This is a genomic window from Psychrobacter sp. 1044 (assembly GCF_904846525.1).
GTDB lineage: Bacteria > Pseudomonadota > Gammaproteobacteria > Pseudomonadales > Moraxellaceae > Psychrobacter.
The window spans coordinates 14,879-30,617 of the sequence record NZ_CAJHAZ010000006.1; the positions used below are offsets into that span (position 1 = coordinate 14,879).

General features: G+C 43.8%; 14 protein-coding genes. 9 read left to right on the top strand and 5 right to left on the bottom strand.

All coding sequences use genetic code 11. The annotated features are described in order from the left end of the window. Positions 1–54: 54 nt before the first annotated feature. From JMX82_RS05295 to lspA, 3 genes are all read left to right on the top strand, one after another. Positions 55–612, top strand: coding sequence for a protein disulfide oxidoreductase (locus tag JMX82_RS05295; protein WP_201539764.1), 558 nt, complete (start codon positions 55–57; stop codon positions 610–612). 425 nt (positions 613–1,037) lie between these two features. Next, positions 1,038–3,884 (top strand): isoleucine--tRNA ligase, encoded by a 2,847-nt coding sequence (ileS, locus tag JMX82_RS05300; RefSeq protein ID WP_201539765.1) that lies wholly within the window; start codon positions 1,038–1,040, stop codon positions 3,882–3,884. Further along, positions 3,877–4,524 carry a signal peptidase II gene (lspA, locus tag JMX82_RS05305; RefSeq protein WP_201539766.1) on the top strand — a complete coding sequence of 216 codons (648 nt, stop codon included), beginning with the start codon at positions 3,877–3,879 and terminating at the stop codon, positions 4,522–4,524. Before ileS ends, lspA begins: the two co-directional genes overlap by 8 nt. Before the next feature lie 166 nt (positions 4,525–4,690). On the opposite strand, the gene JMX82_RS05310 is transcribed toward lspA, so the two are convergent. Both JMX82_RS05310 and JMX82_RS05315 read right to left on the bottom strand, forming a co-directional pair. Continuing rightward, positions 4,691–5,302 (bottom strand): glutathione S-transferase family protein, encoded by a 612-nt coding sequence (locus tag JMX82_RS05310; RefSeq protein ID WP_201539767.1) that lies wholly within the window; start codon positions 5,300–5,302, stop codon positions 4,691–4,693. Between the two features lie 216 nt (positions 5,303–5,518). Beyond that, entirely contained in the window at positions 5,519–6,190 is a 672-nt protein-coding gene (locus tag JMX82_RS05315) for a DUF1294 domain-containing protein (RefSeq protein WP_201539768.1), read from the bottom strand. Positions 6,191–6,338: 148 nt separating this feature from the next. Here JMX82_RS05315 and JMX82_RS05320 point away from each other — a divergent pair, with 148 nt between their 5' ends. Continuing rightward, complete coding sequence (locus JMX82_RS05320) at positions 6,339–6,836, top strand: FKBP-type peptidyl-prolyl cis-trans isomerase (RefSeq protein WP_109591020.1); 498 nt, start codon at positions 6,339–6,341, stop codon at positions 6,834–6,836. A 50-nt stretch (positions 6,837–6,886) separates the two neighbouring features. Beyond that, positions 6,887–7,927, top strand: coding sequence for an aldo/keto reductase (locus JMX82_RS05325; RefSeq protein WP_201539769.1), 1,041 nt, complete (start codon positions 6,887–6,889; stop codon positions 7,925–7,927). Between the two features lie 142 nt (positions 7,928–8,069). Here the strand turns inward: JMX82_RS05325 and JMX82_RS05330 are convergent, their stop codons facing one another. Then, positions 8,070–8,870 carry a lysophospholipid acyltransferase family protein gene (locus JMX82_RS05330; RefSeq protein ID WP_201539770.1) on the bottom strand — a complete coding sequence of 267 codons (801 nt, stop codon included), beginning with the start codon at positions 8,868–8,870 and terminating at the stop codon, positions 8,070–8,072. A 304-nt stretch (positions 8,871–9,174) separates the two neighbouring features. Here JMX82_RS05330 and hflX point away from each other — a divergent pair, with 304 nt between their 5' ends. From hflX to JMX82_RS05350, 4 genes are all read left to right on the top strand, one after another. Next, positions 9,175–10,638 carry a ribosome rescue GTPase HflX gene (gene hflX, locus JMX82_RS05335; protein ID WP_201539771.1) on the top strand — a complete coding sequence of 488 codons (1,464 nt, stop codon included), beginning with the start codon at positions 9,175–9,177 and terminating at the stop codon, positions 10,636–10,638. Between the two features lie 386 nt (positions 10,639–11,024). Next, the gene (locus JMX82_RS05340) at positions 11,025–11,459 is read left to right on the top strand and encodes a hypothetical protein (protein WP_045443651.1); all 435 of its coding nucleotides are present in this window, start codon (positions 11,025–11,027) and stop codon (positions 11,457–11,459) included. 22 nt (positions 11,460–11,481) lie between these two features. Further along, positions 11,482–12,171, top strand: coding sequence for an LrgB family protein (locus tag JMX82_RS05345; protein WP_201539772.1), 690 nt, complete (start codon positions 11,482–11,484; stop codon positions 12,169–12,171). Positions 12,172–12,577: 406 nt separating this feature from the next. Continuing rightward, positions 12,578–13,390 (top strand): lytic transglycosylase domain-containing protein, encoded by an 813-nt coding sequence (locus JMX82_RS05350; protein ID WP_045453808.1) that lies wholly within the window; start codon positions 12,578–12,580, stop codon positions 13,388–13,390. A gap of 212 nt (positions 13,391–13,602) precedes the next feature. Here JMX82_RS05350 and tsf read toward each other — a convergent pair whose 3' ends face one another. Then, positions 13,603–14,487 carry a translation elongation factor Ts gene (tsf, locus tag JMX82_RS05355; protein WP_045443645.1) on the bottom strand — a complete coding sequence of 295 codons (885 nt, stop codon included), beginning with the start codon at positions 14,485–14,487 and terminating at the stop codon, positions 13,603–13,605. 374 nt (positions 14,488–14,861) lie between these two features. Further along, positions 14,862–15,659, bottom strand: coding sequence for a 30S ribosomal protein S2 (rpsB, locus tag JMX82_RS05360; protein ID WP_045443642.1), 798 nt, complete (start codon positions 15,657–15,659; stop codon positions 14,862–14,864). Between the last annotated feature and the right edge of the window lie 80 nt (positions 15,660–15,739).

Consider the following 15,739-nt stretch of genomic DNA (forward strand, 5'->3'; position numbering starts at 1 on the left):
ACAACTACTTATCAAAGCCGTTTATACAAAACCTATAGCAAAAAAGCAGCCATTATGACGACTGATACTGATACTGAAAAATCCATTAAAAAGCCAAAGAAAACGCCCAAGCAAAAGGGGTTGTCTATCGCTAAAAATCTCCTCATATATGGCTTGGTATTTGCTGTTATTTATACCGCTATTAATTGGTGGCGACAGCCTATCATGCCAGCCAACCCGCAATTGCAACTGACCGATCATCAAGGGCAAGTTGTTGACTTAGCGGCGCTGAGCAATGAACAACCAACGCTGGTGTATTTTTGGGGCACGTGGTGTCCCATTTGTAGTATCACCTCGCCGACCATAGACAAACTTGCCGCCGCAAATGATTATCCAGTCGTTACGATTGCCATTAAATCAGGCACTGACCAAGAGCTGCACCGCTACCTTAATAAAAACAGCTATCGCTTTACGACGATAAATGATCAAGAAGGCAGCATCTTCGCTGATTGGCAAGGACAAGTGACACCTTCGTATGTCATCTTAAAGAATGGCGAGATGACTCAAGGTTTGACGGGCATTCAACCCTTATGGTCGCTTAAATTGCGCTTATGGTTATCATCCGTTTTTTAACGCTTAGCCTGCTATTTAGAGTCCAATTATTTAGAGCCCAATCGATAGACAATGGCACTTGCCATCCGTATGATTCAATAGGTGATGCATCACTCATATAAATGATTGGTTTTGGCTAAAATAAGGACAATACTGACCAGCTCTTTTTACCCTAGCCTTTTTGTCATATAATAGCTGCCAATCTCATTGCCTCTTTTTAGTTTATTGCTATCACGGTATTTTATTATCCATAAGCATATTTTATGTTGCATTCGTCTCGATAGCATTTATTATTGACGTAAGCATATTTATGACGTTGATGCACAGCGATATATTATAAGTGAGAAAGCGATCATCAACGGTTAAGCAGCCAGCTAAGCATTACCCTAAATGTCACATCTGACTTTACATCGATTTTTAATCCATTTTCTAAAAAGACACCTTCTATGACTGATAAAAGTACTGATACGCCAAGCCAAGATTATAAAGACACGCTAAACCTTGCCGATACGCCATTTGCGATGCGTGCCAACCTTGCCAAGCGTGAGCCAGATTGGCTTGCTGCTTGGGAAGCGGATGATGTGTACGGCAAAATTCGTCAGGCACGTGCTGGGGCGACCAAGTACATTTTGCACGATGGCCCTCCTTACGCCAACGGTCAGATTCACTTGGGTCACGCGGTTAATAAAGTACTCAAAGACATTATCGTCAAGTCAAAAACGCTATCAGGTTTTGATGCGCCTTATGTCCCCGGTTGGGACTGTCATGGTCTGCCTATCGAGCAAAAGGTCGAAGCCAAAGTCGGCAAGGTCGGTCAAAAAGTATCGGCGACTGAGTTCCGCGGTCTATGCCGCGAGTATGCGAGCACCCAGATTGAATTGCAAAAGGCAGATTTTAAGCGTCTAGGCGTATTTGGCGATTGGGACAACCCTTATCTAACGATGAACTTCCATCAAGAAGCCAACATCGTGCGCGCATTGGCCAAAATTTATGACAATGGTCATGTGACTCGCGGTATGAAGCCAGTCAACTGGTGCTTGGACTGTAGCTCTGCGCTGGCTGAGGCCGAAGTTGAATACCAAGATAAAGTTTCAGATGCTATCTACGTGAGCTTTGATGTTTTGGATACCGATAAGGTTGCCTCGGTGGCTGACGTAGCAGGCAATATCGCCGCTGTTATTTGGACGACGACCCCTTGGACGCTACCTGCTAACCAAGCCATCTCTGTACATCCTGAACACAACTATAGTGTGGTGGCGACTGAAAAAGGTAATTTGCTACTAGCCGCGGATTTGGTTGAAACAGCATTAACGGAACTCAAACTTAGCAATCAAGGCGTGCTAGCGACCGTATCTGGGCGCGAGCTTGAAGGTTTACGCGCTCAGCATCCACTGATTGCAGACCGTCAAGTGCCATTAATCCTAGGCGATCACGTGACCACTGATAGTGGTACTGGCCTCGTCCATACAGCACCTGGTCACGGTCTTGACGATTATATCGTGGGTCTGAAATATAACTTACCCGTTGAAAATCCAGTCAGTGGAACGGGCGTCTACCTAGACAGTGCTGCAGTATTTGCAGGCGAGCACATTTATAAAGCCAATCCAAAAATCATCGCTGCACTGCATGACAATGGACATCTAATCAGCCATACCAAGATTGAGCACAGCTATCCGCATTGCTGGCGTCATAAGTCGCCGATTATTTTCCGTGCGACGCCGCAGTGGTTTATCAATATGGAAACACAAGGTCTGCGTGAGCGTGCCCTTGCAGATATTCCAACGGTCAATTGGACACCAGCATGGGGACAAAACCGTATCGAAGCCATGATGACGGGTCGCCCAGATTGGTGTATCTCACGTCAGCGTACATGGGGCGTGCCGATTACTTTCTTTACCCATAAAGAAACAGGCGAGCTGCATCCAAACACGCTTGAGCTGATGGAAGTCGCTGCACAAAAAATCGATGCAGGCGGTGTGGAAGCTTGGTTTGATGCCAGCTGTGAAGACTTCTTAGGCAGCGAAGCGGCTGATTATGATAAAGCAACCGATACCTTAGACGTTTGGTTTGATTCAGGCACGACGCATTTTGCAGTACTTGAGCAGCGTGATGAATTGACCAATCCAGTAGACATCTATCTAGAAGGCTCAGACCAACATCGTGGCTGGTTCCAGACATCACTACTGACGTCAGAAGCCATGTATGAGCGCCCACCATTTAAGCAAGTACTGACGCATGGTTTTGTGGTTGATGAAAACGGTCGCAAGATGAGTAAATCACTCGGCAATATCATCACGCCGCAGGAAGAGATCAATAAAACAGGCGCGGACATGCTGCGTTTGTGGATTGCATCAAGCGACTATCGTTATGAGATGAGCGCGGGTAAAACGGTCTTTAAAGGCGCAATCGATATGTATCGCCGTATCCGTAATACCCTGCGTTTCTTACTTGCCAATACCGATGACTTTGATCCAGCGACCAACAGCGTCGATATCAATGAGCTGGTCAGCCTTGATAAATTCATCATTGAGCGCGCGCAAACCGTGCAAGCACAAATCATCAGTGCTTATGATGCGATGGATTTTCACCAAGTCACCCAGCATATTACTGCGTTCTGTTCGCAAGATTTGGGCAGTTTCTATTTAGATATTATCAAAGATCGTCAGTATACGACTCAGACTGATGGACAACCGCGTCGCTCTGCGCAAACGGCGATTTACCATATCGTTCAGGCACTCATTCGCTGGATTACGCCGATTTTGTCATTCACGGCACAAGAAGCGTGGGAAGTATTGCATGGCGCTGACAGTTATGTATTTACTGAAGAATGGTACAAATTTCCAGAATTTGAGCTAAGTGCGATCAGCAACGATGACTGGCAACGTATCATGTTGGCAAAGGATATGGTCAATAAACATATCGAGACCGCACGTGGTGAAAAAATCATCAACGCTAACTTGTCTGCCGATGTTAATCTATATGCTGACGGTGCAATGCATGAAAGCTTGGCCAAGCTGGGCGAAGAGCTGCGCTTTGTACTAATCACTAGTAGCGCAACTTTGAAACCAATGAGCGACGCTCCTGCCGATAAAACAAACACAGATGAGCAAACTGACGCCAGCACGGATGAATCAGTAGACTTAGTGGTCAAGGTGAGCGCCGCAACTGGCACCAAGTGCGTACGCTGCTGGCATATCCGTGATGATATCGGTACCGATAGTGCACATCCAGAACTATGCGCACGCTGCGTGACTAACGTCAGCGGTGATGGTGAGGTGCGCCACTATGCCTAACCATACGCCTAACTCAACAGAATCATCAGACAACAAGCCGCCATATAGTGAAGTCGATAAATCACCTGAGCCAGCTCATGCAACTACAGGCAGCTCAACGACACCGAAAAGTCGTCTGAATAAGACGCCAAAAATGATTGCGAATGGCCGTCGTGCGTTTACGTGGTATCTCCTATCGTTGGTCGTGCTAATTATCGATCAATGGACGAAGTGGCTGGCTGAAACTAAGCTGACTTTTCATGAGCCAGTGCCTGTGATTGAGTCTTTTCTGAATTGGACATTGGCATACAACTATGGCGCGGCATTTAGCTTTTTGGCAGATGCTGGTGGTTGGCAGAAGTGGTTTTTTTCAGGATTGGCGTTGTTGATGTCATTGTTCTTAATTGGCTACCTAATAAAAGCCCCGCGCCAAGCCAAGCTACTATCGACAGGTCTAGCACTAGTGCTCGGCGGTGCGGTTGGCAATCTCATTGACCGCTTGCTGCATGGTCACGTCATCGACTTTATCCATGTACACAACGCTGATGTCTGGCATTACCCTATCTTTAATATTGCGGATATGGGCATTAGTATCGGTGTGGCGTTGATTGTCATTGACATGCTGTTTTTAGAAAAAAAGCGTGAAATGCCACGGTCGTAACCGTCTACAGCTAGAAATATTAATTCAATTTATAAATAAATAAATAAAAAAGGTGGACTACTCAGTCGTAACCCACCTTTTTTATTCATCATTTTTTCTGATAAAGACTATTGGTATAGAGTATTGCGCCTATACGCCACTCTTAAAAGCTGAAAGTCATGATTGATTATCTCTTAGGAAACTTCTCACGCTTCGATAATTTTCCAAGATAATCTTGAACCTGCTCAGGCAACTCAACACCCAGCATTTTTAACCATGAAAACAAATGCTGATAATAAATGTCTGCCAACGTAAAGCTGTCCCCCGCTATATACTCATGCTCATCTACCCAAGCATAAGCAATCGGTAGGGCTTTTTGGATACACTTCATGCAGTTGTTAGCGGTGCCCTCAGACCAGTTTTCATAATTGTCTAATACCTTGATTTTGGTGAGTATCCATAGATAACTCTCAATCTCGATCATGCCAAATGAAATCACTTGGCGAAGTTTATAGTTTTTTTCAGCGAAGTTCTCATCTGCTGTGTTTGGTGTCAAAGGTTTGTCAGGGTGTAACTCATTGAGATATTCAATAATAGCCAACGACTCAGTAAAGTGTTTGCCTTCATGTGTGATGGTAGGGATTTTACCAAAGGGGTTAACGGCTAAAAACTCAGGACTTCGCTGCTCCCTTTTTTTGCCATCTATTTCTTTGGTCTCATACTCTAAGCCCAGCTCCTGCAATGCCCAAATGACCGTTTCAGCGCGACTTGGATGGGTGTATTTGTATAAAGTAATCACTTGCGTTCGCCTTTTATTATTAATTAAATCCATTTAAGGTTTATTCTGAAAAATCGTGCTCATTGCGTACGATTCGTCATACTCGCACAAAGTACCAATGCACGGCAACCAGCCACTCAAGATATAAAACTTTGATGTTTCATCAGCCGTTTATTTTAGACCTAAGCATTAAAAATCAAAGCTACACCGCTCACTATGATAAATAAACAAGTGCTTTTATACCAAAGAATCAAGTAATCCTTGCAAAAATTTCAAGCTTCCTCCTGTCAATATAAACAATAACCCCGCCATATTGATGAGAACAGTCAAATAATACGCCACTCGAAATTCAGGCTTTTGCGACTTGTGGCGTAAATACGTTTGCGCAACCATCGCGCCCACCCAACCGCCCAGCGCACTTAGCAGATGCAAGGTTGATTCAGGTGTGCGCCAATCATTATTCTGAGCAGCGGCTTTATCTTTGGCATACATCATATAAGTAATGAGACCCAAGGCCACATACCAACCCACGACCAGCCAGCTGAGCTTGTTCATAGCAGCCAACAAGATTAATACGCCATAAAAGCCCACACCAAGGAACAAACGTTTCTTTTGTCCCGCTTCAAAGTCTGCTTGCATACTACGTTTTTGATTACGCTGACGGATTTTCTGATTCTTTTGTGCCATTTTTTGCTGCACAAAGCTCAGCTCTTGTACATCTTTTGCTTGCATACGCCCTTGATGGTCTTGCCCAAACGTAAAAACAACGGGCTCACCGACCTCAGGGCGACGACGCGCTTTAAACTCATTGATATGGAAGAATATTGAATCACCATTCTGTGTTTCGATAAAACCAAAGCCTTTGTCGTCTTGCCACTTTTTAATGTGACCTTGTTGCTTATTTACCATAAAAACCCCTGCCTGCTCTTAGAATTGCCAAATATATTACACTATTTGCGTTACACTATTTACGCTTACATACTCTCCAAGATGGCTTATCATTTCTTATATTATTTGCCAAACCAATTCCTAATCCCGTAATAAATGGCTGTTGACTATGACCGACTCACAATTTATCACTCCCAATGAAGACACCCGTATCACTTTTGGCAGCCTTGTAAAGCTGCACTTTGAAGTATCACTAGAGAACGGTACGATGATTGACTCTACCTTTAGCCGTGATGCGCCTGTGACGCTCACCATCGGTGATGAAAGTTTGTTACCTGGCTTTGAGCAGGTATTAATGAACCTGCGCGCAGGTGACACGCGCTCTGCCCACCTTGAGCCGGAGCAGGCATTTGGCGATTGGAATCCTGACAACATCCAACATTTCAGCCGTACTCAGTTTGCGTTAATCGCTGATAATCCAGAAATCGGCATGATGGTAGAATTCGAAGACAAAGGCAAAAACACGCTGCCTGGTACGATTAGTGCACTCGATGACGATCAAGTCGAAGTGGATTTTAACCATCCCCTTGCCGGACAATCCCTGTTATTTAAAGTAAAAATCTTTAAGGTTACCCCGCCTGGTGTCACTGGTATAAAGCTCATGTAATCGCTTAAAAAACTGTCAGCTATAAAAATACATTTACAAAGGACATTCATATGCAATATCAAATGTTGCCACAACTCAATGAAAAAGTTTCTAAGATTTGTTTAGGCACGATGACATGGGGACAGCAAAATACCGAGACGCAAGCACATGAACAAATGGACATGGCGCTAAGCGAAGGGGTGAATTTTTGGGATACGGCGGAAATGTATCCATCGCCGCCAGATAAAGACAAGCAAGGCGATACTGAACGCTTCATGGGCACATGGTTTAATAAAACCAAACAGCGCGATAAAGTTATCCTTGCTAGCAAAATATCGCCGATGGATTTTTTGCGTGATGGGCAAACGCGTTTTAATGCCGAACATATTAGCAGCGCCATCGATGGCAATCTTCAGCGTTTGCAGACCGATTATATTGATATTTATCAGCTCCATTGGCCCGAACGTCAGGCGAACTTTTTTAGTCAGCGCGGCTATACCGAAGAGATGGCATCGCAACCACTAGATGATTTGACGCCATTTCTAGAGACCATTCAAGCGTTAAATGATGAGATTAAAAAAGGGCGTATTCGCGCTTATGGACTATCGAACGATACCGCTTGGGGACTGATGCGCTATCTATGGGAGGCGGATAAAAATGGTTTGATCGCTCCTATCACGGTGCAAAATCCTTATAGTTTGCTAAATCGCTTATATGAAGTCGCTATGGCCGAGATTACGCACCGTGAAAATGTAGGTCTATTGGCTTATTCACCGCTTGGCTTTGGTGTCTTATCTGGTAAATATCTCGATGGCAAACGCCCAACTGGTGCACGTCTGACGATGTATGATCGCTTTGCGCGCTATACCAATGAACAAGCGCTATCAGCCACTGCTCAATACGCCGAAATTGCAGCGGATGCAGGTTTAGATATGGCACAGATGGCATTGGCTTTCGTTAACTCACGCTCATTTGTTACCAGTAACATTATTGGCGCTACTACGATCGAGCAGCTAAAATCCAACATCGATAGTATCCATTTAACTTTAAGCTCAGAAGTATTAGAAGCGATTGAAGCGGTGCATACACAGCATCCCAATCCATCACCTTAGTTTGATATAGGTAAAGCATTTACAAATTAATGTTTGAGTATTTAGTAAACAAAAAAGGCGCAAATCGCTCAGTTTATAACTGCGATTTGCGCCTTTTTATTAGAGCGTGTTAAATATTCGCAACTATTAAGCTGTCACCGCTTTATATTTTAGCGACTTTCGTTAAGACTCGCGAATGTAATTCGGCCAAACCTTCTTGCATACGGGCTTGTAACAAGTCCGTCAATTCACTTTTGCTCAACCCTTTAGGATCTATTGGCTCAAGTGGCAATACATAGGCGGTCACATCTTTAGTATCGAGTACCTTTTTTATGCTCTCTTTCATCGTAAGCTTGCCATAGTAAGGCAACTCTTCACTTAACGTACCGTCTTTATTGACGTAAGCAATTACCAGCGGGCGTACGGGCACGTCAGCATCTATGGCAGCTTGTAGCAACGTGCCATGAATACGCTTGATTTTCTTACCATCGGTGGTGGTCGCCTCAGGGAAGAATATGACTGAGAAACCTTTGGTCAAAAAGCTGGCAATTTGTGCAGCGACCGACCCTGCATCACCGGAACCACGCTCGATAAATACCGTGCCTGCTGCATGAGCCAGCTTACCAAATACAGGCCATTCACCGATTTCGGCTTTGGATAAGAAAAAAGCAGGACTCAGTGTACCCACCACAGGGATATCCATCCATGACACATGATTGGATACCCATAATCCGTGGTGCTGCTCTACCCGCTCGACTGCCACAACCTTGACGCCAAAAGAGCCTGCCATTTTGCGGCAAAAGGCTTGAATATAGCGTGGCAACTTTTCGCGTGGTGGCTGCTTAAATGCCCCAATACGTTGGGCGGCGCGCAATCCACCAGCGATAGTGGTGGTCATGCCAGCAATTTGTTTGCCGCGCCCCAACTGTTGTCTGAGTGAGAAGCCTGACTTAGATTGGCTCATCTGTGTCCCTCGTGATTAAAAACTTATGATTATATATCGTAAACAAGCGCCATGAGTATAACAAAATTTATTCAGTCAGTGACGATTTGTTCACTGAGTTGCTTTTTATTCAACCAGTTCTGCTGCGTTCACTGATTTGCCTATGGCTTTCATTTACGCTGTAACATAAAACTATCGTTAATTGTGCTAGAACGCTTTAATATTAAGTGATGAGACCACATATATATGGTCATATGAACGCTATATCGACGTTTACTGAATGGATAATAGCGATATATTTACTTTATTAAATAGGTGATACTCTTTGGATTATTTTGAAAGACACGAAGGTGGCGAGCGCGCCATTATAGTACATTTAGACATCCGTCAAATTCAAGATCCTGATGATCTAGGTGAATTTGAGCTGTTAGCAGACTCAGCAGGGGCTGATCGTTTGGCTTTAGTCACAGGCTCACGCCAAAGACCCGATGCCAGATACTTCGTTGGTAGCGGTAAAGCAGAAGAAATAGCAGAATTGGTACGCGAACATGATGCGGATATCGTCTTATTTAACCATAGCTTATCGCCATCACAAGAGCGTAATATTGAAGCCTTGGTCAAATGTCGCGTACTGGATCGTACGGGTTTGATATTGGACATTTTCGCGCAGCGTGCCCGTACTTATGAAGGCAAGCTACAAGTAGAGCTGGCGCAGCTCAACCATTTATCGACGCGTTTGGTACGAGGTTGGACGCATTTGGAGCGTCAAAAAGGCGGTATTGGTCTACGTGGACCCGGCGAAACCCAGCTTGAGACCGATCGTCGCTTGCTGCAAGTGCGCGTGAATCAGCTTAAAAGTAGAATCGAGAAAGTCAGACAGACACGTGCGCAAGGTCGAGCCCGTCGCCAAAAATCAGATGTGCCGACGATTTCGCTTGTCGGTTATACCAATGCGGGAAAATCTACGCTATTTAACCGCTTGGTCGACGAGAATATCTATGCAGCGGATAAACTATTTGCCACGCTTGATCCCACTCTACGCCGTTTAGACTGGCAGGGTGTTGGTCGTGTTGTTTTAGTCGATACGGTAGGTTTTGTCCGTCATCTGCCGCATGAGTTGGTCGAATCCTTTCATGCGACATTAGAAGAAACCTTGGAAGCAGATTTATTGCTACACGTTATCGATTCTTCTAGTGAAGATATGCATGAGCAAATTCAAGCGGTCAAAGACGTATTAGCAGAGATTGACAATAATGTACCAGTGCTCAATGTTTACAACAAGATTGATTTGACAGATGAGCCTGCACATATTGGTTATGCTAGCGAAGGACAACCCAATCGTGTCTATGTTTCTTCTAGAGAAAATCTAGGTATGGAAGAGTTGTCGTTAGCCGTCCAGCAGCTACTGACTGGTACACTCACCACCTTTGAGTTGACTTTACCTTATCATGCAGGTCAGTTAAAAAACGCCTTATATGAGCTGGGTGTTATTCAGGAAGAGAGCTACGATGACAGTGGTCATGAGTGCTTAACAATTCGCTTGCCAAGCGATACGCTAAGACAGCTACTGGGTCAGGCCAATTTAGAGCCTTTAGATGTACTGCCATTAGCACAAGCCACATTATTGATGCCAGTACTTGAAGACTTCGAAAAACCTGATGAGGTTGAAGAGCCGACGATGACCGAAGCAGAGGAAAAAGCGTTTGATGAGTTTGATGCGATGAATTCTGAAGCCGCTAAGTCAGAGGAATTAGCAGTAGAAGCGGAAACTCCTTACTCAAAGATATAAATGACTGAATCTGTAAAATAGCTTTATAAAAGACAAAAGGATGATATCCATTGATATCATCCTTTTTTTTGGCACATAGCATTAAACTTTATAGGTTACCCGATCACGAAAACGCGCTACCAGAGTCGATGTCGTTCAAAGTGAGCACAAGGCATTCGAGCTCAAATGATACACTCATTATAGTAAGCGAGCTTAACGCTGTTGCTATTTATAATCGCACTGACGATATGCTATAAGCTTTATTAGTTTGCCTACTCTCTATATAATCATCGACTATAGGTTCAACCAATATTAATATCATTGATAGATAGAACACACTTATTAGAGTGCGGTTACCTATTTTGTTGCTCCTATCCTATCTATTTCTAAATCGGCCAGTATTTCTTATGAAATCTACTCATTCCGCCCATTTGCCGCTATGGCTTGCCTTAGTCCTGACACTCACGATGGTCATCGTGGTTCGTGAATCAGCCGTTATCATCTGTCAATTAGCAGGAATAGAAAAGGCTGCCAACATCGTTGGATTGGTCGCCATGTTCTTTATTTTGATGGCATGGCGACTACTTAAAGGGTTGCCCAGTTGGCTCACCCAAGCCAGTAACACTTTATTGGTGGATAGCGGTTTTGCTTTTTTGCCCGTGTCTGCAGGTGCAGGCTTACTGCTATTTGCTTTAGGTGATGAGCTTTGGGGCGTTATGCTGACGATGATTATTAGCACACTCATACCGCTTTGGGGACTTGCCATACTTGCCAACCGTTCGCTCAATCACGATGTTAGCATCGATAGCACCACCGTTGAAGAGCACAAAGGACAGCTATGAGCTGCATGAACAAGGAAATGCAATGATTTTTGATAACGTGTTTGTGGCAACCTTTGCGGCGATATTATTAACGCTAATCGCTCATGTGACTGCTCGTGTACTGGCACGTAAGCTCTCATGGCTGCCGATGGTGATTACGGCGTTGGCGCTGGTTCTCTTATTTTTGTTTATCCTACAATGGGATTACAACGATTATTACGATGTTGCCAAGCCTGTGTTTGATCACCTATTGGGATATGTCACCGTATTATTGGCAGTACCATTAGCAGCAATGAACTTTAAAGGTCTGCCAGTCAAAAAGCTTACTCTCATAGTTATCCTTGCAAGTGTGGTTGGTGCATTGCTACCGATGTCATTGGCTTATTTATTTTCATTAAGTCACGACACCATACTCGCTTTTGCAACGCGTTCAGTGACCACACCAATCGGTCTGAGTGTCGCAGATTTAATTAAAGCACCACTTGCCATGGCTAACTTAATTATTATTGTCTCAGGGCTTATCGGTGGTACTTTGGCGCGCTTTTTATTTCGCGGTATCGATGATGACCGTGCCAAGGGCTTAGCACTTGGGTTGGCAGCACATGCTTTTGGTACCGTCGAAGCATGGCAAATTAGCCACACTGCTGGGCGTTATGCGGCATTTGGATTGGCAGTAAACGGGCTGGTCACCGCCGTTTGGGTGCCTATTTTTATCAGTGCACTTTCTATATAACCCTGTTCAAAGCAGTTTTCAGTGCTTTGAACAGCTTTTATTTCTCATGATTCATTCATTGCCACAGCCAGAATATTCACGTACCACATACGCCTAAAAATAATAAAGCCAATACTCAATCAACGTACTCAAAAACGGTAGTGTGTTGATTTTTTTACAAATTAAAAATGACTTTTATACTTTGTACTGATAATCGTATGCGTCGAAAAGTTATTATATGTTATAGTAAGCAACTATTATTTTTTGTATCCAATGCGAGTGGTTTCTAGTTAGACGTGGTTTTTGCTAGGGTGCTATATCGTTTACAGCGATAAAATCCTACCAGCACGATAACCGCTTAAATGCGCAGAACGACGCGCCTATAGGCAAAGCAATTTGCTATTACTCGATGAAAAGTGATAACCCTATGATAAATGTTACAACCTTAGTGACTCGCTGCTTGTCTCCTCTTCTATTAACTGTCATTACTAGCTCACTTGCCTTTTCTGTTACTGCTCACGCGGAGAGTATGTATATTAAAAAAAGTAACGACGGTCAGATACTACTTACCAATCGCAGTGAACCTAGTGGTAACTTTAATAAGTTTACTAAAACAGTCAAAGTTACCCATTATAAAAAATCCAAAATGTATGATGGCAGTGGCGATAGCTATGGTAGTAGCTCTGCCAGCAGTAGCGGAAGCCGCAACTCATACGACAGTTATATTCGCGCCTCAGCTCAGCGTCACGGCGTAGATCCTGGGCTCATAAAAGCAATGATGCATAGCGAATCCGCCTTTAACCCGAATGCACGCTCACCTGTCGGTGCACAAGGTTTGATGCAGCTAATGCCTGCGACTGCGCGACGCTTCAAAGTTAGCAATCCTTGGAATCCTGCAGATAATATCGAAGGCTCTGCTAAATATATTGCATGGCTGATGAAGCGTTTTAATAACAACGTAGAATTTGCGGTTGCGGGCTACAATGCGGGTGAAGGTAACGTTGATAAATATAACGGCATCCCGCCTTTTAAGGAAACCCGTAACTATGTCAAAAATGTCATGAGCCGTTACCATAGCTTGTATAAAAACGACTCAGGGCTATCAGGCAGTACCATGAACGCTAGTAATCAAATCGCCAATCCTAGTCTCAGTAGCGGCTTACAAAACGTCAGCTATGGTACCAGCAGTAATAGCAATAGTGCCAGCTATGCCAATTCAGCATATGATGCGCTACGCTAAAATGAAGACTACATGAACCGTTGAATCCAAACGTAAAAAAGCCCGTTAATATAATTAACGGGCTTTTTTGTGCTAAGAGATTTTATCTATTCATTCATAATCTATCTTGTCATATTTTTTTGAGTTCGATACAAGATTAACAATAAAGCTGATCGGTGAGTGCCAAACCAAAAAGCTTAGCACTCACCATTCTTCTTAGCAAAATTTAAAAATTACTTGTTAGCCAGTGCTTGTGTTGCAGCAACTTCAGCAGCGAAATCTTCTTGCTTTTTCTCGATGCCTTCACCAACTTCTAGACGTTTGAAAGCAAGTACTTTTACGCCTTCAGCTTTTAGTACATCACCAACTTTTTTCTCGTTGTCCATAACATATGGCTGACGTAGTAAAGTCACTTCTTCTAGGTACTTACGTAGGCCACCTTCGATCATTTTTTCAACGATGTTATCAGGCTTGCCAGACTCACGAGCTTTTGCTTCGATGATGTCTTTTTCGCGTGCTAATAAATCAGCATCTACACTTTCGTCATCAACCGCAACTGGGTTAAACGCAGCGATATGCATGGCAAGGTTTTTGCCAGTATCTGCGTTGCCGCCTTCAAAAGATACCACAACACCGATACGTAGACCATGACGGTATGAAGCAAGGTTGCTACCTTCTAATACTTCAACGCGGCGTACTTGGATATTTTCGCCGATTTTTTGTACCAAAGATACACGAGCTTCTTCAACAGTCTGACCATTGCCATATGGCAATTCAGCGATAGCAGCTACGTCAGTCACATTGTTTTCTAATGCAATGTTCGCTACTGCTTCTGCAAATGCCGTAAAGTTTTCGTCTTTTGCAACGAAGTCAGTTTGGCAGTTTACTTCTAACAAGAATGCTTTGTTGTCGCCTTGAGCGATGATGATAGCGCCATCAGCGGCAATGTTACCCGCTTTTTTAGCTGCTTTGGCTTGACCAGATTTACGTAGGTTATCAATGGCAGTTTCTACATCGCCGTTTGACTCTTCTAACGCTTTTTTACATTCCATCATGCCAAGACCAGTACGGTCACGCAATTCTTTTACCATTTTGGCAGATACTTTTACTTCTGACATAAGAGTTACCTTTTATTATGTATGGGAGTGCTTAATTTCTATGAGATATATCTTTGCTATCTATTGGTACTATATCGCTCTTATAGTAATGGACGCACTCATGGTTGATCGTGATAACAGACATCATTGTAATGACAGATATTGTGCATCACTAGGTCAACTATAAGCGATAATACTCGCTTATTAACGAGTGTTCCATCAACAATAAGGCATGACGAGTAAAACTACATCATGCCTATTGTGAGCTTATACGTGTGAGCTTATACGTGTGAGCTTATACGTGTGAGCTTATACGCTGTTAATAACGTTATATGGATGCAGATAGTGTGACTATCAAGCTATCCTTACAAAGTTAAACCTTTTTGGTCAGCCAATTATTCTGCTGGAGTCGCCGCTTCTTCTGCTTTGGCTTCAACTGGTGCTTCCTCAGTAGCAGGTGCTTCTTGCTCAGCTTTGCCGCCCGCTTGAGTCTGTGCGTATTCTTTACCAGCGATAATCGCATCAGCCATAGAAGTCACATACAAGGTCACAGCACGGATAGCATCATCGTTTGCTGGGATGATGTAATCAACGTTATCTGGGCTAGAGTTAGTATCAACGATACCGATAACTGGGATACCTAGATTTTTAGCTTCTTTGATAGCAATCGCTTCATGATCTACGTCTACAACGAAGATTGCGTCAGGTAGGCCGCCCATATCTTTAATACCGCCTAGTGAACGCTCAAGTTTTTCCATATCGCGAGTACGCTCTAACGCTTCACGCTTAGTAAGCTTGGCGAAAGTACCGTCTTCTGCTTGCTTTTCTAGCTCTTTTAGACGGTTGATTGACTGGCGAAGTGTTTTCCAGTTAGTCAACATACCACCTAACCAGCGATGGTCAACGTATGGCATGCCAGCGCGTGCTGCTTGCTCAGCGATGATACCGCTTGCTGCGCGTTTAGTACCTACGAACAATACTTTGTTTTTCTTAGCAGCTAAGCCGTTAACGTAAGTCAATGCTTCGTTAAACGCTTTTACTGTGTGCTCTAAGTTAATGATGTGAATCTTGTTACGGGCACCAAAGATGTATGGTCCCATTTTTGGATTCCAAAAACGTGTTTGGTGACCAAAGTGAGCGCCGGCTTGTAGTAAGTCGCGCATTTCGATTTTGGTTGGATTCTTTGTAGACATGTGAAATTCCTATTGGTTGGGTTATGCCTCCACATCACAAAAACTGCCTATCTAGCGACACGCATCTGCTAACGGTTAAT

Coding starts and splice junctions, on each gene's coding strand:
- JMX82_RS05350 (WP_045453808.1), top strand. CDS start 12,578: ATGATAAATGTTACAACCTTAGTGACTCGCTGCTTGTCTCCTCTTCTA.
- ileS (WP_201539765.1), top strand. CDS start 1,038: ATGACTGATAAAAGTACTGATACGCCAAGCCAAGATTATAAAGACACG.
- JMX82_RS05345 (WP_201539772.1), top strand. CDS start 11,482: ATGATTTTTGATAACGTGTTTGTGGCAACCTTTGCGGCGATATTATTA.
- lspA (WP_201539766.1), top strand. CDS start 3,877: ATGCCTAACCATACGCCTAACTCAACAGAATCATCAGACAACAAGCCG.
- JMX82_RS05315 (WP_201539768.1), bottom strand. CDS start 6,190: ATGGTAAATAAGCAACAAGGTCACATTAAAAAGTGGCAAGACGACAAA.
- rpsB (WP_045443642.1), bottom strand. CDS start 15,659: ATGTCTACAAAGAATCCAACCAAAATCGAAATGCGCGACTTACTACAA.
- JMX82_RS05330 (WP_201539770.1), bottom strand. CDS start 8,870: ATGAGCCAATCTAAGTCAGGCTTCTCACTCAGACAACAGTTGGGGCGC.
- JMX82_RS05320 (WP_109591020.1), top strand. CDS start 6,339: ATGACCGACTCACAATTTATCACTCCCAATGAAGACACCCGTATCACT.
- tsf (WP_045443645.1), bottom strand. CDS start 14,487: ATGTCAGAAGTAAAAGTATCTGCCAAAATGGTAAAAGAATTGCGTGAC.
- JMX82_RS05340 (WP_045443651.1), top strand. CDS start 11,025: ATGAAATCTACTCATTCCGCCCATTTGCCGCTATGGCTTGCCTTAGTC.
- JMX82_RS05325 (WP_201539769.1), top strand. CDS start 6,887: ATGCAATATCAAATGTTGCCACAACTCAATGAAAAAGTTTCTAAGATT.
- JMX82_RS05295 (WP_201539764.1), top strand. CDS start 55: ATGACGACTGATACTGATACTGAAAAATCCATTAAAAAGCCAAAGAAA.